Annotated in this window: 24 protein-coding genes; 8 read left to right on the top strand and 16 right to left on the bottom strand. The window is 55.1% G+C overall.

The window, feature by feature from the left end; genetic code table 11:
• Positions 1-84 precede the first annotated feature (84 nt).
• Both W02_RS16190 and W02_RS21895 read left to right on the top strand, forming a co-directional pair.
• Entirely contained in the window at positions 85-633 is a 549-nt protein-coding gene (locus tag W02_RS16190) for a heme-binding protein (protein ID WP_232068568.1), read from the top strand.
• A gap of 216 nt (positions 634-849) precedes the next feature.
• On the top strand, positions 850-1,050 hold the full coding sequence (locus tag W02_RS21895) for a multidrug efflux SMR transporter (RefSeq protein ID WP_305080021.1): 201 nt from the start codon (positions 850-852) through the stop codon (positions 1,048-1,050).
• 106 nt (positions 1,051-1,156) lie between these two features.
• Here W02_RS21895 and W02_RS16180 read toward each other — a convergent pair whose 3' ends face one another.
• Positions 1,157-1,798, bottom strand: a complete 642-nt coding sequence (locus W02_RS16180; protein WP_173049530.1) for an O-methyltransferase — start codon at positions 1,796-1,798, stop codon at positions 1,157-1,159.
• Between the two features lie 102 nt (positions 1,799-1,900).
• Here W02_RS16180 and W02_RS16175 point away from each other — a divergent pair, with 102 nt between their 5' ends.
• Complete coding sequence (locus tag W02_RS16175) at positions 1,901-3,439, top strand: carboxypeptidase M32 (protein WP_232068567.1); 1,539 nt, start codon at positions 1,901-1,903, stop codon at positions 3,437-3,439.
• A 25-nt stretch (positions 3,440-3,464) separates the two neighbouring features.
• Here W02_RS16175 and W02_RS16170 read toward each other — a convergent pair whose 3' ends face one another.
• Positions 3,465-4,028, bottom strand: coding sequence for a hypothetical protein (locus tag W02_RS16170; RefSeq protein WP_173049526.1), 564 nt, complete (start codon positions 4,026-4,028; stop codon positions 3,465-3,467).
• 127 nt (positions 4,029-4,155) lie between these two features.
• Between W02_RS16170 and W02_RS16165 the strand changes: the two genes are divergently transcribed.
• The 4 genes from W02_RS16165 to W02_RS16150 all read left to right on the top strand — a co-directional run bounded on the left by W02_RS16165 (position 4,156) and on the right by W02_RS16150 (position 8,253).
• The gene (locus tag W02_RS16165; RefSeq protein WP_173049524.1) at positions 4,156-4,593 is read left to right on the top strand and encodes a Fur family transcriptional regulator; all 438 of its coding nucleotides are present in this window, start codon (positions 4,156-4,158) and stop codon (positions 4,591-4,593) included.
• A gap of 847 nt (positions 4,594-5,440) precedes the next feature.
• A complete protein-coding gene (locus W02_RS16160; RefSeq protein ID WP_173049523.1) occupies positions 5,441-5,749 on the top strand; it encodes a hypothetical protein in 309 nt (102 codons plus the stop codon).
• 218 nt (positions 5,750-5,967) lie between these two features.
• Positions 5,968-6,507, top strand: a complete 540-nt coding sequence (locus W02_RS16155; RefSeq protein WP_173049521.1) for a helix-turn-helix transcriptional regulator — start codon at positions 5,968-5,970, stop codon at positions 6,505-6,507.
• Positions 6,508-6,570: 63 nt separating this feature from the next.
• Positions 6,571-8,253 carry a sirohydrochlorin chelatase gene (locus W02_RS16150; RefSeq protein WP_173049519.1) on the top strand — a complete coding sequence of 561 codons (1,683 nt, stop codon included), beginning with the start codon at positions 6,571-6,573 and terminating at the stop codon, positions 8,251-8,253.
• Positions 8,254-8,399: 146 nt separating this feature from the next.
• Here W02_RS16150 and bfr read toward each other — a convergent pair whose 3' ends face one another.
• From bfr to W02_RS16100, 10 genes are all read right to left on the bottom strand, one after another.
• Complete coding sequence (gene bfr, locus W02_RS16145; RefSeq protein WP_173049517.1) at positions 8,400-8,876, bottom strand: bacterioferritin; 477 nt, start codon at positions 8,874-8,876, stop codon at positions 8,400-8,402.
• A gap of 251 nt (positions 8,877-9,127) precedes the next feature.
• A complete protein-coding gene (gene topA, locus W02_RS16140) occupies positions 9,128-11,467 on the bottom strand; it encodes a type I DNA topoisomerase (protein ID WP_173049515.1) in 2,340 nt (779 codons plus the stop codon).
• An 88-nt stretch (positions 11,468-11,555) separates the two neighbouring features.
• Positions 11,556-12,746: a DNA-processing protein DprA gene (dprA, locus tag W02_RS16135; protein WP_232068566.1), complete on the bottom strand. Its 1,191-nt coding sequence runs from the start codon at positions 12,744-12,746 to the stop codon at positions 11,556-11,558.
• 14 nt (positions 12,747-12,760) lie between these two features.
• A complete protein-coding gene (locus W02_RS16130; RefSeq protein WP_173049511.1) occupies positions 12,761-14,269 on the bottom strand; it encodes an Rne/Rng family ribonuclease in 1,509 nt (502 codons plus the stop codon).
• A gap of 164 nt (positions 14,270-14,433) precedes the next feature.
• The gene (rodA, locus tag W02_RS16125) at positions 14,434-15,558 is read right to left on the bottom strand and encodes a rod shape-determining protein RodA (RefSeq protein ID WP_173049509.1); all 1,125 of its coding nucleotides are present in this window, start codon (positions 15,556-15,558) and stop codon (positions 14,434-14,436) included.
• On the bottom strand, positions 15,555-17,405 hold the full coding sequence (mrdA, locus tag W02_RS16120) for a penicillin-binding protein 2 (RefSeq protein ID WP_173049507.1): 1,851 nt from the start codon (positions 17,403-17,405) through the stop codon (positions 15,555-15,557). The genes rodA and mrdA overlap by 4 nt, the downstream gene beginning before the upstream one ends.
• Before the next feature lie 30 nt (positions 17,406-17,435).
• On the bottom strand, positions 17,436-17,936 hold the full coding sequence (locus tag W02_RS16115; protein WP_173049505.1) for a hypothetical protein: 501 nt from the start codon (positions 17,934-17,936) through the stop codon (positions 17,436-17,438).
• Entirely contained in the window at positions 17,933-18,808 is an 876-nt protein-coding gene (mreC, locus tag W02_RS16110) for a rod shape-determining protein MreC (protein ID WP_173049503.1), read from the bottom strand. Before mreC ends, W02_RS16115 begins: the two co-directional genes overlap by 4 nt.
• 23 nt (positions 18,809-18,831) lie before the next feature.
• On the bottom strand, positions 18,832-19,881 hold the full coding sequence (locus W02_RS16105) for a rod shape-determining protein (RefSeq protein WP_305080020.1): 1,050 nt from the start codon (positions 19,879-19,881) through the stop codon (positions 18,832-18,834).
• Positions 19,882-19,917: 36 nt separating this feature from the next.
• Positions 19,918-20,376 (bottom strand): RDD family protein, encoded by a 459-nt coding sequence (locus W02_RS16100; RefSeq protein ID WP_173049501.1) that lies wholly within the window; start codon positions 20,374-20,376, stop codon positions 19,918-19,920.
• A 200-nt stretch (positions 20,377-20,576) separates the two neighbouring features.
• On the opposite strand from W02_RS16100, the gene W02_RS16095 reads away from it, so the two are divergent.
• The gene (locus W02_RS16095; protein ID WP_173049499.1) at positions 20,577-21,275 is read left to right on the top strand and encodes a SurA N-terminal domain-containing protein; all 699 of its coding nucleotides are present in this window, start codon (positions 20,577-20,579) and stop codon (positions 21,273-21,275) included.
• A 106-nt stretch (positions 21,276-21,381) separates the two neighbouring features.
• Here W02_RS16095 and queA read toward each other — a convergent pair whose 3' ends face one another.
• Genes queA through W02_RS16075 form a run of 4 tightly spaced genes read right to left on the bottom strand, consistent with a single transcriptional unit; the run spans position 21,382 to position 24,897 of the window.
• A complete protein-coding gene (queA, locus tag W02_RS16090; RefSeq protein ID WP_173049497.1) occupies positions 21,382-22,416 on the bottom strand; it encodes a tRNA preQ1(34) S-adenosylmethionine ribosyltransferase-isomerase QueA in 1,035 nt (344 codons plus the stop codon).
• Entirely contained in the window at positions 22,416-23,624 is a 1,209-nt protein-coding gene (locus tag W02_RS16085) for a SpoIID/LytB domain-containing protein (RefSeq protein ID WP_173049494.1), read from the bottom strand. The genes queA and W02_RS16085 overlap by 1 nt, the downstream gene beginning before the upstream one ends.
• A complete protein-coding gene (locus W02_RS16080) occupies positions 23,621-23,893 on the bottom strand; it encodes a DUF2905 domain-containing protein (RefSeq protein WP_232068565.1) in 273 nt (90 codons plus the stop codon). Before W02_RS16080 ends, W02_RS16085 begins: the two co-directional genes overlap by 4 nt.
• Positions 23,875-24,897 carry an aspartate-semialdehyde dehydrogenase gene (locus W02_RS16075; protein ID WP_173049492.1) on the bottom strand — a complete coding sequence of 341 codons (1,023 nt, stop codon included), beginning with the start codon at positions 24,895-24,897 and terminating at the stop codon, positions 23,875-23,877. Before W02_RS16075 ends, W02_RS16080 begins: the two co-directional genes overlap by 19 nt.
• Between the last annotated feature and the right edge of the window lie 2 nt (positions 24,898-24,899).

The following is a 24,899-nucleotide window of genomic DNA, read 5'->3' as shown; positions in this document are numbered from 1 at the left end:
ACATTTCTGAAGAGTCACTCCGGGTTTTGTTGCCGGATTCCGCTTTGGAGCGTGCCAGTTCACTATCATCACAAGGAGGAACCGATGGATGGCCATTTGACCGATCACACTCGCACAATGTGGCTGAGGAACGGGCTGATATGCGGAATTCTCACGTTTGGCTTGGGACCGGTGCCTGTTTCCGCCGAGGATTTGCCAAAAGAGACGGTGCTGCCCGCCGCTCTTGCCATGAAAGCGGTTCAATCCGCCCTCGACAAGTGCACAAAAGACGGATACCGAGTGAGCGTCGCGGTTGTCGACCGCGCCGGCGTGTTGCGGTCACTGATCCGGGGCGACGGCGCCGGACCCCACACCGTCGAAAGCAGCGTAAAAAAGGCCTATACGGCGGCCAGCCTGCGAACGCCAACGGGGGACATGGCTGAAATGGTATCGAAGATGCCAGTAGCGCAGGGTCTAAGGGATATGAGCGATAAAATCTTGATCCTGGGCGGCGGGCTGCCAATCGACTTCGGCGGCGAAGTCTTGGGAGGCATCGGCGTCGGCGGAGCACCGGGTGGTCACTTGGACGCCGCTTGCGCGCAGGCCGGTCTGGACAGCATCGGCGCCGTTCAGAAAGTCCCCGCGGGGAAATGAACGGTGAGAGTCCGGAAACCGAGCCCGTCAATTCACCCTTGACGTCAACACGTTTCTAGATACTAACAAAGCCGATTTCTGTTTTCTGCCGTGGGGATTGTATGGCTTGGACATAATTCTGATCATTGGGGGTTTGTTTGAGATCGGTTGGGCCGTAGGACTAAGTACACGGAAGGATTCTCTCGCCCATGGCCCAGCGTATGGACCGCCATCGCGATGATGTTGAGCCTGTGGTGCCTGGCCATGGCCTTGAAGACGAGTCCCGTCGGGACGGGCTATGCCATATGGACGGGGATTGGCGCGGCGGGAACAGCCATCCTCGGCATCATGCTTTTCGATGAATCACAAGACGGATTCAGAATCCTGAGCATCGCCGTTATTATTTCCGGCATCATCGGGCTGAAGCTTTCTTCCTGACCACTTCAATCGCTCTCCCGTCTGACTTCGACAAGTCTGTCGTGCGGGAGGACCCGTCCTAGGCATTTCGAGAACGGGCCACGACAAGCGAGAGGCCCGACATCTCTCAGGCCGGGCGTACCACAAGCAAGCCGTCTCTGACCGTTACGAGAACGGCGTACACCTTCTGATCGTCAGCAACTAGACGGTTCAGTTCCTGAATGGCGGCGGTCCTCTCGTCAAGGGACGGTTGCTTCAGAACTTCTCCATCCCACAGCACGTTGTCGATCAAGATCACACCCCTGGGCGATATCAGTTCCAATGCGCGACGATAGTAATTGGCATAGTTCGTCTTGTCCGCATCGATGAAAATAACATCAAAGGGACCGCTCAGCTCTCGCATCGTATCCAATGCCGGCCCCATACGAATCTGAATCTTCTGTCCGTGCGGGGACCGGTCGATAAACCCTCTGCCAAGGGCAGCTGACCGCTCGTCGATCTCGCATGTAACGACATGTCCGTCCGACGGGATTGCTTCCGCAAAACAGAGCGCACTGTACCCGGTAAACATACCGATCTCCAGAACCTCTTTGGCCCCGACCAGCCCAGCCATCATTTTTAGAAACGCACCCTCCAACGGTCCGACCAGCATCCGAGAATCCTTCATCGTTCGCTCCGTCTCCCGCCGCAAGTCGGCGCAGACTGCGGATTCCGGAATCGAATGCGCTTGGGCATAGGCTTCAATGTCTGCGGAAACGATGTTGCCCATCAGAGGGCCTCCCGTTTGAAAAACTCATCAAGGCATGGGTACACTGCATGCGTCACGCTGAGTCGGCATGGTACCACGGCCGTCAGAGAGAGGAAATGCACGGTGAAGACCCTCAAAGTGCTCGAATCCCTGACCACTCAGCTTCTCGATATCCAACGCATCAACAGCGCGGCCTCCGTCCTGTCCTGGGACCAGGAAACGTATATGCCCGCCGGCGGAGGGATGGCGCGGGCCGAGCAGATCGCTACCCTGCAGGGCCTTGCCCATCAGAAATTGATTTCTCCCGAAATGGAACGGCTTCTGAGAGAGTCGGTCGATCTTGAGACAGGTATCCCGTTAGATCGCGATGGAGAATTGTGGGATGAATCTTCACAATCTCTGCTTCGCGAAGTGTGGAGAGACTTCACGCGGGCTCAAAAACTGCCGTCTTCATTCGTCATCCGCCTGAGCCGGGAATCCTCTCTCGCCCAACAGGTCTGGACTGAAGCCAAGGAAGAGAATGCCTTTTCCAAGTTTCTCCCCAATCTGAAAACCATTCTGGAACTCAAGCGCGAAGAAACCCAGTATCTGGGATTTGAAGACTCGCCTTATGACGCGCTGCTCGACGTGTACGAACCCGGATCGACTATCGCCGGGCTGCGCCCACTCTTCGGTTCGCTCAAGGAGCGGCTCGTCCCCCTTCTTCGACGCGTCCAAAACAGCTCCGTTCGCATCGATGACGGCATTCTGTTCCATGCGTATGACACCGCGCGGCAACTGGAGTTTGGCCGGCTCATCCTCATCGCCATGGGATATGATTTCGAGCGTGGACGCCTGGATTTGTCCGCTCATCCGTTCACCACCTCATTTCATCCGACCGATGTCCGAGTCACGACACGCGTTCATGAGCACGATTTACCTTCCTGTCTGTTCAGTTGCATCCATGAGGGAGGGCATGGCCTATACGATCAAGGCCTCGATCCTCGCTACTATGGGACGCCGCTTGGAGACTCGGTGTCCCTCGGCATTCACGAGAGCCAATCCAGAATGTGGGAGAATTGTGTCGGACGGTCTCGGGCGTTCTGGAGATTTTTCTATCCCATTCTGCAGCAGACCTTTCACCATCAGCTACGCGCGGTCGATTTGGAATCCTTCTATGCGGCTATCAACCGAGTCAAACCCTCGTACATCCGGGTGGAAGCCGATGAACTGACATATAACTTACACATCATGCTTCGAGTGGAAATCGAACAGGAACTCATCGAGGGCAGGGCCAAGCCGGAAGAACTTCCCGCGTTATGGAATCAGAAGATGGAGTCTTATCTGGGAATTACTCCTCCGACCGACGCCGAAGGGGTGCTGCAGGATGTGCATTGGTCATTCGGCGCATTCGGCTATTTCCCCACCTATACGCTGGGGAACCTCTACGCCGTTCAGTTTTACGACCAAGCCCGGCAAGAGATTCCTCACCTGGAAGAAGAGATCGCGGCAGGTCAACTCATGATCCTTCGGCGCTGGCTAGAACAGAAGATCCATCGTTGGGGACGCATGTACACTCCGGAGCGCCTCGCTCAGCGCGTCACAGGCACCAGCATCAGCCCCGAACCGTTTCTGCATTATCTGGAGCGAAAGTACGGCGAATTATATCAACTTCGCGACTGAGCAACCGCCTCCTTCACAACTCAGTTCAATACCCCATGGCCTGATTGATCTTCGCCAAGATGGCGGGAACAACCGCGAACTCATGCTGGACTTCAATGCGACTGGGCACGAGCAATGTCGTGTGGAACACGATATCGCGGATGGGAATTTTGAATTCGGGATCCTGTGGCGTACTGAGCTCGACGGCCTCTACGGAATTGGTGATCACGCCGCTGTCCTGAGGTCCGTAGGCCGCGATCACGGCCTTCATGATCTCAATCATTTTCTCATTCTGCTCGACGCCTGCAACCCCTTGTTCAAGTAAGGGAAGGACCTCCTCCCGGGCTTGGTCCGAAAGCGTGAAGTTTTCCACACGTTCCTTGCGGCGGAGAGATGTCAGATCATTGTCCAAGTCTTTACTGAACGCGCCATAGGCAAATCGAAAATATTCGAAATGAAATCCTTTAAGGCCTTTCCCGAACATCTGAAGTTCGCACAGAAAGCATAGCTGCTGCAATTTGACATCACTGAGAAGTCCGTGAGGTTCAGCACATTGCAGGACATACAGCAGCAGGGCCCGGTCGACGGTGATTTGTACAGGCTTTCGCATTGAATATCATTCCTTGCAGTAAAAATCAGGCAATATAGACAGCCTAGCAGGACTCAGTCAATCACATCATCCCTCTTGACCGCGGCCGAAGCTTTGGTTTCTAATAATCTCCCCTGGAGGACCGGCTATGTCATCGCTGAAGTACGCAAAAGAAATGGATGTTCTCAAGGAACATCTGACCAAGAACCAATTGAAGTTCACCCGGCAACGGGAGTTGATTCTCAGCGCCTTTCTGCGGCAGGAACATGTCAGCGCTGAAGCGCTCTATCATCATTTGGCCAAAGCGGATCCTCATTTAGGACTTGCCACCATTTATCGCACCCTCAATTTGTTTTGCGATGCCGGCCTGGCGCAAGCGCGCCATTTTGGGTCACAAACTCAGTATGACAATATTTCGCACAAGGGACACCATGACCATTTGATCTGCACCAACTGCGGTAAGATTGTCGAGTTCGAGAACTGCGAAATTGAAAAGCTCCAAGAGGAAGTTGCCACTCGGAACGGCTTCACAATACAAACTCACCGGTTGGAACTCTACGGGCTCTGCTCCCGCTGCCGCAGCTGAGACAACGCTATCCGTCCCCGCCCAATTGGCGAATCTCGAAGAGGTTGTATCTGGCTGATGTTGTCCCCTTACAGATGCCTGCGAGTTCGGGAGCTATTTTTGTAAAGATAATGGTGCAGCCCAGGTGAGAGGTGGATATGCCCTTCCTGACCCTTGGGATCGATGCGGCCCCTCTCACCCCGTCAGCACAGCTATAACTCGACGACCATTCCGAGAGCCCGCAAGAGCTACCGCCTGTGGGTCTGCCAATTTTGGAGCACCCCGCATAACTCGCTGAAATTATGACTAATGCGACCAAACGCTTGGGAAGTAGTCCGACCCACAGTCTCATACCTCATTATAGTCCTGTCATCGTCACCAATTGAATTCTGTCTCTGGCCGCTTGACATTGCAGAGCCGAACATCATAGTAATAATCGTTCTCAATTTCATCGATAAGGATTTCATAGGCCATGCTGATTTCGAAACCACGGTCTCCAGCCAGTTCCTCCGGTCATGAGACTCGATGCGAGTGTGGCCAGCTCATTGCAAAAGTTCAAGGATGCAGCATCGAGTTAAAGTGTAAACGCTGCAAGCGAATCGTCATCATACCCTTTTCTGCCATCGAAGGATGGTCGGAACAAGTGCTTCGAAATGGGTTAGGAAAGGAGGCGTGATGTACGCACTCATCCACTATGGCCCGGTGGGACGCAATATCCGGTCGTAGTGGGGCACATTGACATTCGAACACCCAACGATCTGCCGCCAACCGAAGCACATCCCGGAGTCAGTGATCGCTTCCGGTCCATTCCCACTGCGGGGACCCAGTTGACCGATTTGGCGTGTGAAACATATTTGAAAACCCTGACATGCCGGCGCCTCAAACAAAGATTCAAGCCATTCTGTGTGATGACGTCGTCCCTTGTCCGTTATCTGATGTCGTGCTGCTCGATCGCGCAATTGCCCGATTCAAGACCCCCGGCCTTCGGGACCTCGGGCATTCCGCTCCGTACATGCATACGGGGCAGTTCGATACCATAGAAGATATTCTCGGCTTTTATCGCGGAACGTCCAACCAAGCCAGAGCGGGTGCACTGCCCATGGCGCAATCCAACTCCAAGATATCGCTCTGCTTCCGGCAGATACTGCTGCAATGGTCGCGTTTGTTAATTCATTGAACGAGGACTATCAGTAACGGTCTACAACAGCGGCTTCGTATGCTCACTGGAGCCATACAACAAGACCTGATCCCGGGTGACGCCGACACCTGAGCATTACCCTGATCGTCATCCTCCTCCCAGGTAAGGAAGGAGAGGCCAACGGACACTTCGTCCAGAGCCCATGGTGCAACTGAACCATGGGCTCTTTTTTTGATTGCAAGAGGAAGGAGATTCTCATGCCCCTGAAGCACAAACGCTCGCCGATGTTTGCATCACCCCGCTTATTCAACCTTGCCAAGGACCTACGTAGGCAGGCTCCGCAATGGGGGGACCGCTTGCTGCGTGCTCAATCCGAGCGGGAACTCTTGGAAGTCGTTAAGGACCTGTGTAATTTACGCTATGCAGTCTCTTCCAACCGAATCGCCACCACGAATCATCGGACTCTTACTGCTGAAATCCGCTTGTTCGTGGCTGATAATCTCCACAAAGGACTGACGTTGAAAGCGATGGCGTACTTTCTCGGGTACTCGGAGAAATATTGCTCGGAATTGTTTCGCGCCACGATGGGGCGACCGTTCTCCGAATATCTCACCCTTTGTAGGCTGGAAAAGGCGCGCACGCTGTTGGCCACAACACAGAACGGCCTGGAGGAAATTGCCGAAGCCATCGGATATAGCGATCAGTTCGCCTTCAGCAGGTTTTTTAAGCGGCTGACCGGTCAATCTCCCGGCATGTACCGGCGCATTCATTATGCTCAAACACCCGGCCAACTTTGACAAGCACTCGATTCGATTTTGGGAAAGTCAGGAGATACAGGGCTCTATGCCGAAAGGAACAACATGCTGGCGCGAATTATGGTGAGCATGGTGGCGGTTTTTCTCCTTTGCAGTGTTCAGCTTACATTGGCGGACCAGCCGAGAATTGGATTTCTCGTAGTCGCACCCGATCGAGGCTATCTGGGGAATCAGGAAGTAACGCGTCTTGTCGACGATTTCAGGAAGTCGTATCCTGCCGCACTCGCTTTCGTCGGACGAGACGCTGCAGGGGGGCTAGATGAATATGGTGTCTATCTGACGCGCGCGATCGATGCGCTTCGAAAGTTCCATGTGGCAGAGATTGTGGCCATCCCTCTATTCCTATCGGATGCTGATCCGCTACTCCGACGTGTTGTTCCGGACCTCGGCCGATACACGGGAGACCTTCCTGTGCAATGGGCCAGTACGATGGCCCATGACCACCTGATCCGGCAGATCGTGCTGGACCGGGTCGAGACACTCAGTCAACACCCCGAATCCGAACGCTTGATACTCGTGGGCGTTGGTGCGACCGACGAGCAGAGCGAGTCAAACCTAAAAGGAGATATCGATCGATTGCTCCGCTATATCGAACGATACAAGCCCTTCCGAGAAACCGAGGCCGTGGTGTACTACGATCGCGCCGCTGAGCATGCCGAACAAAAGAATCAGGCTGCCAAGGCCCGTTTGCTGAACCAGGCCCCCAAGGACGGACGTACGCTACTCGTCCCCGCGTTCATCGGTTCGAAATACGACCACACCATGTCGCTCACGGCTTGGTTCACCAGGCAATTCAAACAGACGCAAATTGTCTATCAGCCGGATGAGCTTCTGCCCCACCCGAACGTGCTTCTCTGGCTCCGGAAGACCGCGAATCGGTATACACCGGTCACTGCATCCGATATCGGGGTGATCGTCATGCCTCATGGAGCGAGCCAACCATATAACGATGCCGTCGAGAACGTCATTCGTCCTTTGACGGCATCCTATCCGGTCGAAATGGCTTATGGCATGGGCGATCCACTGATTATCCAAAGTGCGGTTTCCCGGCTGGAGGAACGTGGGATCCGACGCATCATCTTTGTTCGGATGTACGCGCTAGATCATCAGGTCAAACCGGTCACGGACTATGTCATCGGATTGATCGATCAACCTCCCGCCATGAGACATGACGGCGATCACGGCACCCATGCTCCCGCACCGATCCAGATTCGTACTAGTGCGTTGTTCTCATCAGTTGGCGGATATGAGCATGACCCGGCCATGGCAAGCATCCACCACAAACGCATCTTGGAGTTGAGTCGACAACCCGCGAACGAATCCGTCTTCTTGGTGGCACATGGAGAATCGACGGACGAGGGAAATACCAAGTGGCTAGACCTGATGGACCAGCACATTGCCCGACTCCGTCAGGATCCTCACTGCGCACAGCTCAAATCCATCAAGGCACTGACTGTGCGTGAAGATTGGCCCGAGAAGCGCGACAAGGCCGTTGCCGAAGCACGGACCGCCATCGAGGAAGCTGGGAAACAAGGAAGGGTCATCGTCATTGCCAACCGCTTGTATGGGGCGGGACCGTACAGGCGCATGTTCGAGGGACTAGCGTACGAGATGAACGACAAGGGGCTCCTTGACCCTCTGTTGACTGAATGGTTGGAGCGGGAGGTAGCGCGTATCAGTGCAGACATATTAAAGTCTGCCAGCGGCCGCTCACCTAATACCAAATAACTCGATTTCATACTGGCCCGGCCATCTCAAGTCCATGTGACTCTATTGTCGGCGTATCACTTCTGCTCTTCACGAGGGGGACTTATGCTGTATGCAAGCCCCCCTCCTTGAGTCATATTGTGAGGCGGGCGATGGAGAGATGTCTATCAAGACTCTTTCTTGATCTGCTCAGCGAGATAATTCTCCAATCCGATCTGTTTGATCGTCTCCATTTGTGTTTCGATCCAATCGATGTGCGCATCCACGTCTTTCGCCATATCTTCCAACATATGGCGAGTCGTGAAATCCGACACTTTGGTGCAATGAACCACTCCTTCGCTGAGCACGCTGAGCATCTCTTGCTCGGCTTTCAAGTCCAATTTGAGTTGTTCCGGAACTGTTTCGCCTACATGAACGGTATTCATCCGCTGGACATTCGGCACACCTTCGAGATACAGGATGTGGCCGATCAATTCGTCAGCGTCCTTCATTTCATCGATGCTTCGCTCACGTACCTTGTGGTGGAGGCGTTCATAGCCCCAATTCTCGCACATTTTTGCATGAACAAAATATTGATTGATCGCTGTGAGGTCGGCCGTCAGGATCTTGTTCAGCAGGTTGATAACACCTTCCTTTGCTTTCATGATCGTTCCCCCTTTCGATAAACATTCGTATGCTCGACCGCATACATGACGATGACATGCTCATTATCATCACGGTTTTGTCATTCGTCAACTCGCTGCGGGACGCGTCTTGATTCCATCTCTCAGTTTCGGTGACACGAGTTATCAATCTCGCGAGCGCATATGATGCGTGAACGCATGGAGAGCGAAGATTGTACTCTCGCATCAATGGAGGAAGATGAATGATGGAGGAAAAAAGAAAAAATGATGGGCTAGCCGGCTTCTCGATATCCGCACTCTTCATTCCGGCATTGCACACTGCGTCCGGTCTGTTTGCTGACTTTTTCAATCAGAAATGGCGCGCTGCAGGTCGGGCAGACTTTGTTGACAGGACGATCCCACAAAGCAAACTCACATTGCGGATACTTACTACACGCGAAAAACGAACGACCTTTGCGGGTTCTTTTCTGAACCAGATCGCCATCGCATCCGGGCTGGGGACATTTCACTCCGAGTGCCAATGGCTTGGTCGTTTTGCATTCCGGATATGCGGAGCAAGCAATGAATTTTCCGAATCGTCCGGTCTTGACGACCATCGGACTTCCACATTTGTCACACACTTGGTCTGTCGTCAATTCTTGCTTCGGAACGATCTTGATCGTTCCATCAGGCAATTTCTCAAAGTTCTGAGTATTCTTGCACGGCGGATCGTCCTTGTACCCTGGGCAGGCGAGAAATTTTCCGTTTCTTCCCCACTTGATTTCCATCATTCTGCCGCATTTCTCACAGGGAATGTCGGTGGGAGGTTCAACGGTGTCTTTAGGGCCGGGGATGGTTTTGGCTCTTTCCAAATCCGATGTGAACGGATCGTAGAAATCGCGCACCGCATCGACCCACGGCTTGTTACCCTCCTCGACCTCGTCGAGCTCTTCCTCGAGATGAGACGTGAAATCGACGTTCACAATCGCCGGAAACCCCTTGATCAAAAAATCGTTGACGGTGCGCCCCGTTTCCGTAGGAATGAAGCGTCCTTCCACCTTCTCGACATACTTACGGTCTTGGATCGTCGAAATAATGGCGGCATACGTAGATGGTCTTCCAATTCCCTTTTCTTCAAGCTCCTTGATCAGCAGCGCTTCGTTGTAGCGAGGCGGCGGCTGAGTGAAATGTTGTTTTGACAGCACGCCTGGAACGGTCTGTTCCGGCTGTTCGATCAGCCTGAGCCGCTCCCCTTCGTTCAATTCGGGCAATTGCCGCTCAGAGCCTTCGTCGGCCTCTTCATCCGGCTTCGTCTTCTGTGCAAGCAACTCTTTGTCGACTCCTTCGCGGTAGACGATGGTATGGCCTGGAAACTTGACGACGGTCCCGCTGGATCGGAACACATACCGCTCTTGCGTCTCGAGCGGCGTCGATTCAATCCGCGTCACGTCGAGAATTGCCGGCACCATCTGAGACGCGATGAACCGATTCCAGATGAGTTTATAGAGGTTATATTGATCTTGTTCGAGATATTGCCTGATCGATTCCGGATCCCGCGACGCGGACGTGGGCCGAATCGCTTCGTGCGCCTCCTGCGCGGCCTTCTGCGTTTTATAGACGTTCGGCACGGCGGGGAGATATTCCGCGCCGAAGCGATCCTGGATCAGTTGGCGGGCATCTGCCATCGCCTCCTGCGAGATCCTCGGAGAATCGGTACGCATGTAGGTAATGAGGCCGGTGGCCCCTTCTGCGCCAATTTCTATACCTTCATAGAGTTGCTGAGCAAGAGTCATCGTCTTTTTCGGCGTAAAATGGAGCTTCCGTGCCGCCTCCTGCTGCAGGCGGCTGGTGATAAATGGTGCGACCGGATTCCGCTTCTTTTCCTTTCGCTCGACGGAGGTGACGGTGAAGGTTTTTCCCTGAATGGCAAAGACGATCGCTTGCGCTTGATCGGCGTTAGCAATCGAGGCTTCTTCACCATTGATACTATGCAATCTGGCTTCGAACGGCGGGGGAATCGCTCCGGCAAGCAGGGCGGTGATGGACCAATACTCTTCCGTGCGGAATGCCTCGCGCTCCTGCTCGCGTTCGCACATCAGACGGACGGCGACCGACTGAACGCGTCCCATGGACAGCCCGCGGCGAACTTTCTTCCACAAGAGCTGACTGCCCTGATAACCGACGATTCTATCCAATACCCGGCGCGCCTGCTGCGCATTGACCAGTTTCATATCAATTTGGCCAGGAGACTGCAGCGCGCGCTTGATGGCGGATTCCGTGATTTCGTTAAAGAGAACCCGAAACACTTTTCCGTCCGATTTCTTTTTTGATTTCCCCCGCAACTCCTCGGCCAAGTGCCAGGCGATCGCCTCCCCTTCCCTATCCGGGTCCGGAGCCAGAAATACCTTGTCGGCCTCTTCGGCCTTTTTCTTGATTTCAGCCAGCACCTTGGACTTGCCCTTGATCGTGACATACTGCGGTTTGAAATCGTCGTCCAGATCAACCCCAAGTTTGCTGGTTGGCAGATCTTTCACATGACCGACTGAGGCCATGACCGTGTACCCACGTCCCAAATACTTGGTAATGGTCTTGGCCTTGGTCGGTGACTCGACAATGATAAGAGATTTTGCCATGCAGACTCAGCTACGTTACCGGTTTACTTTACCATCCGTACCAAACTTTTTCGGCCAACGCAACTCATGAACGGAAAAGACCGACGGTTCATGCCCGGACATAGCATTGTCCAGGGAGCTGACGAACACGCTGGCGCAATTCCAGGGTCAGGAGTGCGGCCATGACGGCCGACACGGACGCGCGGGCGGCTACGACAATCTGATCGATGGTTCTCGGCTCATACGAAAGCACATCATACACCAGCTGTTCATGGACACCAAAATCTTGAGCTCTCTTACGCTCGATCTGGAGAGGCCGCACCATCGCGCGAACGGATGGTTCGAGCTGCGGCATGATGGCTTCGACGATGTCCGCCGCCTGCTCGACCAAGGTCGCCCCGTTCCTGATCAAGGCATTCGTCCCTCGGCTGGCGACGTCCTTGACGAATCCTGGCACCGCGAAGACGTCGCGCCCCTGATCGATCGCCGACTGAGCCGTGATCAAAGATCCGCTGTTGATGGCGGCTTGTGTCACGACCACGCCAATCGACAACCCGCTGATGATCCGGTTTCGTCGCGGAAAGTGCGCGCTGTGGGGTGGAGATCCGAGCGGGACTTCTGAGAGCACAGCGCCTCGGGCTTCGATTTCACGGCGCAGGCGGTCATGTTCGGGCGGATAGGTACGGTCTACTCCACAGCCCAGAACGGCGATCGTTCGGCCTCCCCCGTCGAGCGCACCCCGATGAGCCGCTGCGTCGATCCCTCGCGCCAATCCACTGACGACCGTCACACCATATGTCGCCAACTCCCTTGCGAACTCTTCCGTCAAGGCTCGCCCGCCGGGAGTCCCGCGTCTGGCCCCGACAATGGCCACAGATAACTCATCCTGTTTCTGCATTCGACCTGAGGCATACAGAATCGGAGGTGGATCGGCGATGGTCCTGAGACGCTGCGGATAGGAGGCATCGAGAATGGTGAGAACCTGTATCCCGGTTCGACGAAGCTCCGACAGCTCCCGGTCGATCTCCCGCTGGATTGATGGGTCCGGAGACTTTTTAATCGCCTCCACGAGCCGCGGACTGCACCCGTTTGCGATTAATTCATCCTTCGACGCATCAAAAACCGCATCAGGTGTTTTCCAGAGATCTATCAGCCTGAGAAGGGTCACATCGCCCAGCCCGGGGATCGCTCTCAGCAGAAACCAGGCTCTCAGGGATTCCTCGTGCGAGGTCGATGGGCGTGCGTCCCCGGCCGATCTCCCGCTCACGATGTTAGTGGAATACTGGGCCTGTCCCGTCACGACCGTCCACGTCCTCAGACCACGGCGAGATCGTACTGCTCCAAATGTAACTGATCGTCCGACATCACGATAACCTTGGCTTTGCATTCCCGTTCCAAGGCTTCGAGCCCTTGTCGTTCCTCATCCTGCAGCAGATCGGCCACCGCCGGGTGGGCGCCGAGGATGATACGTTGCGGTTCGGTATCGCCTCCGATCCGACGGATCTCACGAAAAATTTCATACGCCACCGTCGTGGGCGATTTTGTGTACCCACGTCCGTCGCAATACCGACAGGGTTCTGAGAGTGATCGGAGCAGGTCCTCTCGCACCCGTTCACGTGAAATCTCGACCAAACCAAGATCAGAGATTCTGGAGATTCTCGTTCTCGCCTTGTCCGATGCCATCGCATCGACCAGCGCGTGGTACACCTTGTCTCGGTTCTTTTCACGCTCCATGTCGATGAAATCGACGATGATGATGCCGCCAATGCCCCGCAGCTTCACCTGATAGGCGACTTCCTTGGCGGCCTCGAGATTATTGCGCAGGATGGTCTCCTCTTGATCGCGTTTGCCGACGAACCGTCCGGTATTCACATCGATGACCGTCATGGCTTCGGTGTGGTCGATCACAAGATGCCCGCCAGACTTCAGCCACACTTTCCGGCTCAGCGCCCTCGCCATTTCCTGTTCCACCCCCAGGTGATCGAACAACGGTTCATCCTTATCGTAGAAGTGAATGCGAGAGGTTTGCTCAGGTGAGAATCGCTGAACGAAGTCTCGAACAGCTTCATACTCCTCGCGTGAATCGATCCAGAGACGGTCGACTTTTTTCCCGAATAAATCCCGCACCACCCGGAAGCTCAGACTGAGATCGGTGTGCAGCAGAGCCGGAGCAGGCTGCTGATCTCGCTTCTCCCGGATGTCCTGCCAAAGCACATGGAGAAAATCGACGTCCGATCGTAGCTCATCCTCTTTGACCCCTTCACTGACGGTCCGAACGATGTAGCCGCATCCCGGATGTCTGACCCGTTTCATGATTTCCTTGAGCCGAGAACGCTCTTCATCGCGCGCGATGCGTCGGGACACTCCGATGTGCTCAACGTTGGGCATGAATACGAGATAGCGCCCAGGCAGTGACACGTAACTCGTGACACGCGGCCCCTTGGTTCCGATCGGGCCTTTTGAAATCTGCACCATGAGTTCCTGCCCTTCGCTCAAGAGCTGTTCAATCGGCTTCGAACTCTCACGACGAGGACGCAAGTCGTCGCTGTCCTTGTCGTCTTCGTCAGAATCCACGAGGGTGTCCCCAGGCTCTGCGTCCATGGACAGGTCCGAGACATGAATGAACGCAGCCTTTTCTAACCCGATATCCACAAATGCCGCCTGCATGCCGGGAAGCACTTTGGCCACTCTACCCTTGTAAATATTTCCGACGAAATCCTTGTGCTTGGCACGGTCGCCAAACAGATCTGTCACCACCCCGTTATCCAGAACCGCGACTCGGGTTTCTTCCCGTGCCACTGTAATCGCAATTTCCACTCCCATACACACTCCTTCCATTCAACGATGCGCCGAACCGGCATTTTGGGCGAACGCGAGAACTCCTCAGGTCCGCTGTATGCGGTCATGCCTGCGTCGTTCGGCCGCACCTATATGTTCCAGCATACCAATCGTCGCCGCGACCGACAGGCGCGGCACGATCACCTTCGTTAGTAAAACAAACTCAATCGACGACGTTTCACATTCAAGAGAAGACCGAGCGACGCCATCGTCATGATGGTCGCACTGCCTCCATAACTCATGAGTGGCAGAGGAATTCCCACGATGGGAAACATGCCAGCCGTCATACCGATGTTGACGACAACACAAAAACACAACATACAGATGACGCCCACCGCCAACAGCGCTCCCAGTTCATCCTTGGCCCGTGCGGCGATCTCGAGCGAAAGCCAGATCAGCGCGACGAATAAGACCAGTAGCGTGAGAACGCCGACGAAGCCCCATTCCTCTGCGAACACCGAAAAGACAAAGTCCGTGTGACCCTCGGGAAGAAACTTCAACTGGCTTTGCGTACCGCCGTATAAACCCTTTCCCGTCAATTCTCCGGCACCGATCGCGATGCGGGATTGCAAAGCGTGATACCCCTTCCCACCAGGATCGTAATTGGGATCAACGAACGCCATAATGCGCTGACGCTGGTAATCATGCAAGGACCCCCACATCATTTCCCATGCGAATGGAAAGAGCATGAGGGAAAACAAGAGAATGACACCGATCGCCTGCGAGCGCATTCCAACCATAAGCAGCATCGCCGCATAAATAGCCAGGAAACTGAGTCCGCTCCCAAGATCGGGCTGCTTCAGAATCAAGAAGAGTCCGGGAAGCACAAGCAGCCCCGGCACCACGACTCGCTGCAGCCAACCCACCCGCGGCGCCTTGGAGTAATAATGGGCAAGCACCAGTATCAGGACCAGCTTGGCGAATTCGGATGGTTGGAAGGCAAACGGACCAATTGGAATCCATCGTTGAGCCCCTCGACTGCTCTTGCCTTCGAACAACACAAATGCCAACAACAGAATGATGAGGATGTATGCGGGATAGGCCAGCCGCGCGATCCGGTGGTAATCCCAGATCAGCATCACGAAGAATGCGATCGTGCCTAGAAAGATCCACACCAACTGCTTCGCAAAAAATGGCAACCCGCTTCCACCTTGGTCATGCGTCACGCTGTAAATCGATAAGACCCCGATTGCGAGGATGGCAAATACTAGGCCCAAGAATCGAACATCGAAGTTGTCGAACTCCCGGCTTTCCATGACCCGGTCGATCATCATGTCCCTGCCTTCGCCGCAGGATGTTGCTCGACGGATGCACCGGGAGTGTTGAATTTGACGTACGTTTCGATGAGATCCTTCGCCAGAGGAGCCGCAGCCGACCCGCCATGCCCCATATGCTCGGCCAAGACCGCCACGGCAATCTTCGGATGGTCCACAGGGGCGAAGGCAACAAACCAGGCATGATCGCGGAATTTCTTTGGAATATCTTTCTCGGGCCCGGTCCGTAATGCCGCCGTCTGCGCCGTGCCAGTCTTACCCGCGATGGTGACGAGAGTAGATTTGGCTTTTGTCGCTGTTCCTTCGGTCACGACGTCGGCGAGCGCCTCCTGAATCACTTTGAGATACTCCGGTTTGATGTGCAGCTTCCGTTTTTCCACGGCGGGCAGTTCCTGCAACTGACCCGTCTCTCGATCCATGATCGAACGGACGAGGCGGGGGCGAAAGGTCACTCCATCGTTCGCAACCGTGCCGATCAAACTCGCCATCTGCAACGGAGTCACCGTCACGTATCCCTGTCCGATCGAAGCGGAAATGGTTTCTCCAGGCAGCCACTGCTCATTCTTTGCTTTTTGCTTCCATTCCGTTGACGGCATGATACCGACACGTTCGGACGGGAGTTCCACACCGGTTTCCTCTCCCAACCCAAATTGGCGCCCGAAGAACGCCATCGTATCGATCCCCATGCGTTGACCGACCGTGTAAAAATACACATCGCAAGAATGAACAATCGCTTTACGAAGATCGACAGCCCCATGTCCCCCGGCTTTCCAGTCACGATAGAGGCGCCGTCCGAACTGATACCCTCCGTTGCAATGCACGGATGAAGAAGGAGACACCGTCTTTGATTCCAACGCAGCCGCGGCCATCATCACCTTAAACGTCGATCCGGGTGGATACTGTCCCTGTGATGCCCGATTATTGAGTGGGCGGCCTTCGTCCTGAACGATTTCAATCCATTGCTTTCCCGTCAGTTCCCGAGACAAGACGTTAGGATCGAATCCCGGCCGGCTCGCCATCGCGAGTATATCCCCCGAGGTCGGATCCATTGCCACGATCGCCCCGGACTCCTGGCCCAACAGATCCTCCGCGACTTTTTGCAATCTCGCATCGATGGTCAGATACAGGTCGTCTCCCGCTTGCGGTTGATCGACGACGACCGTTCGTTTTTCGTGTCCCAGCGCATCGACCTCCACACTTTTCTGACCCGCCTTTCCTCGAACGGCACGATCATAGAATTTTTCGATCCCATATTGTCCGACGATACTGCCTTGATGCAGTTCCGCGAATTCCGGTTTTTCCAGCTGCTCGGCCGACACCTCGCCCACATAGCCCAAGACGTGGCCGGCGGTGGCACCATTTGGATAATTCCGTTGCGATTCGACTTGAATCATGACCCCCGGCAGATCCAGACGATGGGATTCGATGAGTGTGGCTTCGCGCAGTGTCAAGCGATCTTTGACTTTCCGGGGGATTTGTTTCGCGCCGCGTACCGCGAGCTTCTTTCGGACCAATGCGGGGTCCAGCCCGATGAGTTGTGTCAATTGATCAACGAGTGCATCCCGATCCTTCACATCCTCGAGAGATACATACAAACTGAAGCTTGGAACATTATTGGCCAAAAGCACCCCATGACGGTCGTAGATCAGGCCTCTGGCAGGTTCCAGGATGACTGACCGGGTCCGATTATTCTCTGACAGATCCCGGTAATAGGGCCCCTCTCTGATCTGTAGGTGCCAGAGCCGAAGACCGAGAAGGGCCACGACCAAAAGCAGTCCGACCCGAAGGATCACCAAGCGGCGTTGCAATTCGCCAAGATCGGACTCTAAGGAGCTGACTAATGCCATATCAGTTCGATAAACTCGGCCTGTGAGCCGTCAAAAGCGCTCGGCGACGCGGAATCGATCCATAACCGTGCGCCGATTGGCCAACCAAAATAATGCCGCGCCCAACGCCGCATCCAAACAGGCCTGAGGAAGAACGATTGTCCGCATATTCCACCACACATCCTCCAATCCACCGGCCTTCATGGTGAGGGCAGTGACCATGCCTCCGGCAAGTGAAACGATTCCTAACCCGATACACAAAACAGTGGGCGTCACCTGGGCAACCTGCCGCCCGAGAATTCCAGCCAATACGCCGGCTCCCCCTTTCGTGACGAGACTCAGCCATAGATCTCCCGCTGAATACATACTGAGCAACCACCCGATTGCCAGGCCGACGAGAAGCCCCTCGAGTTCCCCCTCCATCAGGCCAATCAGAACGGCAATCACGAGACCGACATCGGGTGCCACTCCCAAAACACTGACATGAGGCAACATAGTCGTATGGATCGGGACCAGCAGGAGAAGAATGGCGGCATAGATCACTATTTTCACGGTCTGCTTTTTCCGGCGAAGTCCACGCCTCCGCCGGCCTCGCCGGATGTCCCATACGGAGCCTGAATAATAAGAACTTCTTCCAAGCGGCTCACATCCACTTCAGGGGTCAGCTCGGCTGTCTGGAAGAGCGCTCCCTCTTCCTTGTCGATACGCGTAATCGTGCCGATCGCCAACCCCCTTGGAAATCCTCCCACGAGTCCGGATGTCACGACCCGGTCGCCCTCTCTGACATTCGACAGCAAAGGAATATATTTCAGTTTCGCATATCCTTGATGCGTTCCCTCGACGATGCCCTCGTCTCGCGTTCGCTGAATCAATCCGGCAATGGCATTGTTGGAATCGGTCATGAGCAACACGACTGACGTACCTCCTGTCGTTTTGACCACTCGTCCCACGACTCCCGCTGGAGTAATCACTCCCATGTCCGGTTTGATACCATCGCTGTCCCCTTTGTTGAGGATCACGGACCGGTACCAATTCGTCGCATCCCGTCCAATAACCTGTGCCGCCATCATCATGGGAAGCGCCTGAGCTTTGAATTGCAGCAGACTGGTCAATCGTTCCGTCGCGGCTGCCGCTTCACGAAGTTGGCTGTTCTGCCCCCGCAGCCATTCCATGTCCTGTCGAAGTCTGTCATTTACAGTTTGAACGTCCTGCAAGGCAATGTAATGGTGCCAGATGCCCGCAAGACCTTCATCCACGGAAGCCACGATTTCGAGCGGAATCCGCACGACTTGGCCGACAGGTCCGTCCAGATACTGGAACAATCCCTGACTCTGACGAGGAAAGAGCAGGAGAGCGGCGAGAAGGAGCCCGAACACTCCGAGCGCCAGGCGTCTAGCACTGTAGGGAGCACGCAAGTTGGCCATCCGCATCGATCGGGATGGAACCGCTATCGGAAGGTATTGGCCTGTGACATCACCGCAACTTTGGCGAGCAGATCGAGTTCATCGAGGATCTTTCCCACTCCCAGGACAACGGAGGTCAAGGGATCATCCACGGTGATAATCGGCAGATTCGTCTCTTCCCGGAAGCGCGTATCCATGCCTTTGAGCAAAGAGCCGCCGCCGGTCAAGACAATGCCGCGATCGATAATATCGCCCGCCAGTTCCGGCGGAGTGTTCTCCAGAGCCACCTTGATCGCATTCACGATCGTTCCGATAGGTTCCTGAAGCGCTTCCCGGATTTCGGCGTCGTCCACCACCAAGGTACGGGGGATTCCGGAGATCAGGTCGCGCCCCTTGATCATCATCGTTTTGCGTTCCTCGAACGGATAGGCGGACCCGATTTCGAACTTGATCCGTTCCGCCATATGTTCTCCGATCAGGAGATTGTACTTTTTCTTGATGTAATTCATGATCGCATCATCCATGCGATCGCCCGCCACTTTCACGGATTCACTGTAGACAATTCCGCCCAGTGAGATGACGGCGATGTCCGTCGTCCCGCCGCCGATGTCGACGACCATGTTTCCCGAAGGCTCGGTAATCGGCAATCCGGCGCCGATCGCCGCAGCCACAGGTTCTTCGATAAGGTAGACCTCCCGGGCCCCGGCCAATTCTGCGGAGTCCCGGACGGCACGTTGCTCAACCTGCGTGATCCGCGATGGCACGCCAATGATGATGCGGGGCCGGACAAACGCGCTCCGGTTGTGGGCTTTTTGAATGAACCGCTTGAGCATCTGCTCGGCCATTTCAAAGTCGGCAATAACTCCCTCTTTCATCGGCCTCACGGCCACAATGTTGCCAGGTGTGCGCCCAAGCATTTTCTTGGCGTCGGCTCCCACGGCAAGCACTTTCTCCGTTTTCTTTTCCACCGCGACCACGGAAGGTTCGTTCAGGACAATTCCTTTCCCGTGAACATAGACCAGAGTGGTCGCGGTTCCGAGATCGATGGCCAGATCATTCGAAAACCAACCGAAAATATCGCTCGCGAACCCCACGGTGTTCTCCCTTCCGCTCGAAATCGTCCCGTCGCCTCAGTCCGGGATGGCCAATCGTCCAGCATCGAGCACTTGCGTGCCGGCCAATTCGTCGCCCAAACGTCGCCCACGTTCATTCCCAATGATCAGAACGGCCTCAAAGGCAAGAATCGCCGACGAGGCGAGCCAACCAACGTACGGGACGACAAAAACCATCTGCGCGGCCGCAAACGGCGAGTTCCGGATAATCGATTCGCGAAATCCCGCAGTCTCCCGAGTATCGGGTAAAATCGTTTGAAGCCCGATCAATCGCTTCCCGATGCTACGGCCGCCCGCAAACCCGTCTGCAACAAGCACATAGGCCATTCCCGCGAGAAATCCCACGGTGTCAATCATCTGGGCCGCCGCCGCAACGATGAATAAATCGATTAACTTGGCAATGAAGCGATTGAGGACCTGTGCTTTCGGGTAGAGCCCTGAGCTAAACGAATGGGTCGTCGTCTCGTCACCTGCCAAGGATTCTCCTCATAATTCGTGGCAAAGTATAACAAATTCCACTATCTCGCACAAACGAAAGCCAACTTCCACCGAAGCCCCATGCGTGTGGCTCATACCGCACGAGATGCATGGGTGCCGGTCCTTATCTGCCCTCCCGCTTGCCAATCGAGAAGCCGATCAGTACAATCGTTCCTTTAAAATTTTTGCAGGAACCGCTCATGATCAAATTAATGCGAGAAGCCTCCCATGATTATCCTTGGCTGTTGAAATCCATCATGATCATCCTGGCTGCAGCCTTTGTAATCACGATGGGTTGGTGGGGATTTGGAGAACAACCAGGATCCGTCGTGGCATCCGTCGGCGACATGACAGTGTCGCAGGACGAGTTCAAGAGAGCCTATGAAAATTCGTACCGATTTTACAAAGACAAGCTTCCTGGAGAATTCAAGGACGAGACCATCAAGCAGTTTGTCGTGGACCAATTGGTAGAAAACCGCGTGTGGCTGATCGCGGCAAAAACGATGGGTCTGAGCATCTCGGATGAGGATCTTCGTGACGCGATCATGCAAATTCCTGAATTCCAGAAGAACGGCACCTTCGAACCCGAACTCTATCAGCGGATTCTAGCTGCGAATCACCTGACACCCGCACTATTCGAAGCGATCGAAACGAAGGAACTCCTGACGAATCGGGCACGGTTGATGGTCGCCGATGCCGTTACGCTGACGCCGTCGGAACTGGCTGAAGCACAGGCGCTGACGCTTCGTCAGCCCGAGAACGATCCAGCCAAGGTCGCCCTCGCAAAGGATCGAGCCGTTCAAGACGTTCTGGTTCAAAAACAGCAACGGGCTCTCATGGCCTACACCCAATCGCTCAAAGCATCCATTCCCATCAAGATTCATCGCGAATTGCTGTGAAAGTGCCCTCTTCTCCCGTCTGGTTGCGGGCAAGAACACAATCGGCGCACGCGCGATCGACGGCAATTCGTCAGGCTGATTCTTCCATTTCTTCGATCACAATTCCTCATGGCCGGTCGCGATTGACGATGAACATCGCATCCCCATAACTATAGAAGCGATACCGGGCCGCTACTGCCTCCTGATAGGCGTTCCGGACAAGTTCTCGTCCGCCAAATGCGGAAACCAACATCAGGAGCGTGGACTTTGGCAGATGAAAGTTTGTCAGAAGGGCATCCACCGCACGGAACTGAAATCCCGGAGTAACAAAGAGACTTGTGTCTCCCCGATACGGAACCAAACCATTTTCCGCACAGGCCGCTGACTCAAGAGCCCGTACGACCGTTGTGCCGATGGCGATCACCCTTCTCCCGGCCGCGCGGGTTTGATGAATGGCCGCGACCGTTTTTTCATTGACTTCAACCGACTCCTGTTCCATCCGATGGTCTTCCACGCGTTCGGCTGTCACCGGTTTGAACGTGCCGAGTCCGACATGGAGCGTCACTGTGGCGAACCCGACTTCCCGATCCCTGAGCCGGGTAACGAGGTCTGGTGTAAAATGCAGCGCGGCTGTTGGTGCGGCAATGGCGCCTTCTTTCCCAGCAAAAATCGTCTGATACCATATACGGTCTTCGTCCGTCGGATCACGCTTGATATATGGCGGAAGCGGCATGCGTCCGTGATGTTCAAACAATTCACGTGCGGACAATGCTCCCTCTACCCTCACCGTCGTCCGGCCGGCATCCCGCGACTGCACCACGACCCACGTTGACGGAGCAACGTCGAGACGAAGACCGGAACGTACGTGCCCCTTCAAGAGTACGGCCCACGATCCGTCCGGAAGCTCCCGCACAAATAGCATGTCGACAGAACCGCCGGATACCTGTTTGCGCCCGACGACCCGCGCCGGCAGGACCCTCGTATCGTTCACAACCACGAGATCTCCCGGTTCCAATAGATCGGGAAAGTCTCTCACCGACAAATGATCGAAAGACGGACTTGGCGGACGCAGGACCAACAGTCGGGCCCCATCTCTAGGTAAGACCGGTTGTGATGCGATCAGTTCAGAATCGAAAGGAAAATCGAAATCAGACAGATGCATTAAGAGGAAGGAGGAACAGGAGCTCTGGTGAGCGCCATATCCTGCAATTCAGTTTCAGGGTAATAGTAATGGAGGATGGTCGAGAACGGATAGCCGAGTTCCGCCAATTCCTTCGCGCCCCATTGACACATACCTACCGCATGCCCCGCGCCGTACCCGGAAATAATGACATCGCTTCCGACGGCATCGACCGTAAACTGCGTGCTGGGCACCACCATGTAGCCGACCGCTTTCCGTAATTCTTCTCCGCGAAGCAGCAGTTCGCCTTCTGTATGGATGACTCGCAAGGTAGCCACACGGCCGCCGCGGCTAAGCGTCGTGGGGTTAAGAGCCGAAATGGTGCCCACGGCGAATCCTTGTTGGCGGAGATTGTGTTCAAGCAGCTCCCGTTTGAACGACGCCGTCCACTGATAATAGGGCGAGGCCAAGTCAAAGGGGCATTCGACTCCTTTCAAATACGGATAGTCCTTGGACCAGACGTTGACGGCATCTTCTGTGAGTCCGGCGGTCGTCGATGAAAATGCGGCATAAATCGGCGCTCCATCGTACGTCAAGACCTGTCCTTTGGTGTCTTCGACGGCACGCAGGACTGCGGCATCTATGCCCTGCCTGCCTTTGTAGACCTGATCCTGCACGCTGGCAACGACATCGTACTCGCGTGCAGCACTCAGCATTTGTTGATACAAGGCATAGGTGCGCGCGGCAACGGCTTGCGCTTTCAGCATTTCAGGATGCCAGGACGAATTGACCTCTGCCGGCACCACCCCCTTGACGTATTCTTCTAGATCGACTTGGTTGATGACCACAAATCCATTTGGGCGACGAACGAGATGGACAATCCCGCTGACTGGAATGGACAACCGTTGCTGATGAACCTTGGCCGCCTGTTGAGGTTTTCCGATCTGCTTGACCCAAGTGAGGGTCATCCCCCCTTCGCCGCCTCGCATCGTGAGCTGATCAAACGTGGTCCGAACACCGTTTACAGAAAACCCTTTCCCTACCGGAACAATATGTACCGCCGATCGAACGGCGCGGCCGTGCTTGGTCGGATCGGTAATCCATATGGCTCCATTGACCTGAGCATCGAGCTTGAGGACGTCGTCCGACAGCAACACTCGAATCGATTGCGCTGCCTCGGCCGTCGGCGCCCCCAGCAGCCAACTGGCAAGCAATATTCCGATGTTGAGTACCCTCAGGAAGGCATTCACCGACGGAACATCCATGACAGGAAATAGAATACCAGACTTAGAAGCAGACTCAGCAGGAGGCTCGTTCCAAGAGGGAAATAGAAACTGAAATTTTCTCGTTTGATAGAGAGATCGCCCGGTAGTCTGCCAAACCAACTGAGCAGGCTCCCCATTCCAGGAACCCGGTCCACCATCATGACGACCAGCCCCACCAAGAGAATGACGGCTCCGATTCCAACGAGCAGCTTCCCGAGATGGTCCCAGCCGGCGATCACCTGGTCACCAGACACTCCGCAATCTGCACCGCATTCAACGCGGCGCCCTTCCGGAGATTGTCGGATACGAGCCAAAGATTGAGTCCGTTCGCAACCGAGGCATCCTCCCGCACCCGACCAATATAGACCTCGTCCTTACCTGTGGCGTCCAGCGGCATAGGGTAGAGTTTTTTATTGGGATCATCGTAGACCAGGACACCAGGCATGGCCGCAAGCGCCGCTCGAGCATCATTCGCCTTGAGCGGCCGGTACAACTCGACGTTGACCGCTTCAGAGTGACACCGCAGCACCGGAACTCGTACAGTGGTCGCCGTGACCAGCAGCTCCGGTGCATCGAGAATCTTTCTGGTCTCTCGCGCGATCTTTACTTCCTCGGAGCAATCTCCGTTGTCACCAAATGATCCGATATGCGGTAGCAGATTAAATGCGATCTGGTACGGGTACACCTCTGTCTTCGCATCGCGGAACGCCAACAGATCCTTTGTTTGCGTCATGAGTTCGTCCATTGCGGCAGCTCCAGTCCCCGAGACGGACTGAAACGTCGTGACCACAACCCGCTTGATCCCAGCCGTATCGAGCAGCGGCTTGAGCGCCATGACCAGGGGAGTCGTCGTGCAGTTTGGAATGGACACGATGCCTCGTGGGAGCAAGCGTAGCGCTGCAGCATTGACTTCGGGCACGACAAGGGGGACGTCCGAATCCATGCGAAACACGCCGCTGTCGTCGATCACAATCACACCGGCCGCAGCCAATCGCTGCCCGTATTCCTTGCTGATGGTATCCGTTGCCGAAACCAGCGCGATGTCGACACCATGGAAGGAGGCAGCCGGCGTTAACTCTTCCACTTTCCAGTCCCTGCCCTGACAGGACAACTCGACTCCGGCGGAACGTTTCGAAGCGAACAGCCGTAAAGAAGAGAGCGGAAATTTCCGTTCTTCCAGGATCTCCAGCGTTTCCTTCCCCACCGCACCGGTCGCCCCGAGGATTGCAATGACATATCCGGATTTTTTCTTCAGCATAT

This window comes from Nitrospira sp. KM1 (genome assembly GCF_011405515.1).
GTDB lineage: Bacteria > Nitrospirota > Nitrospiria > Nitrospirales > Nitrospiraceae > Nitrospira_C.
The sequence above is the reverse complement of the archived record's forward strand: the minus strand, read 5'-3'. Positions and strand labels throughout refer to the sequence as shown.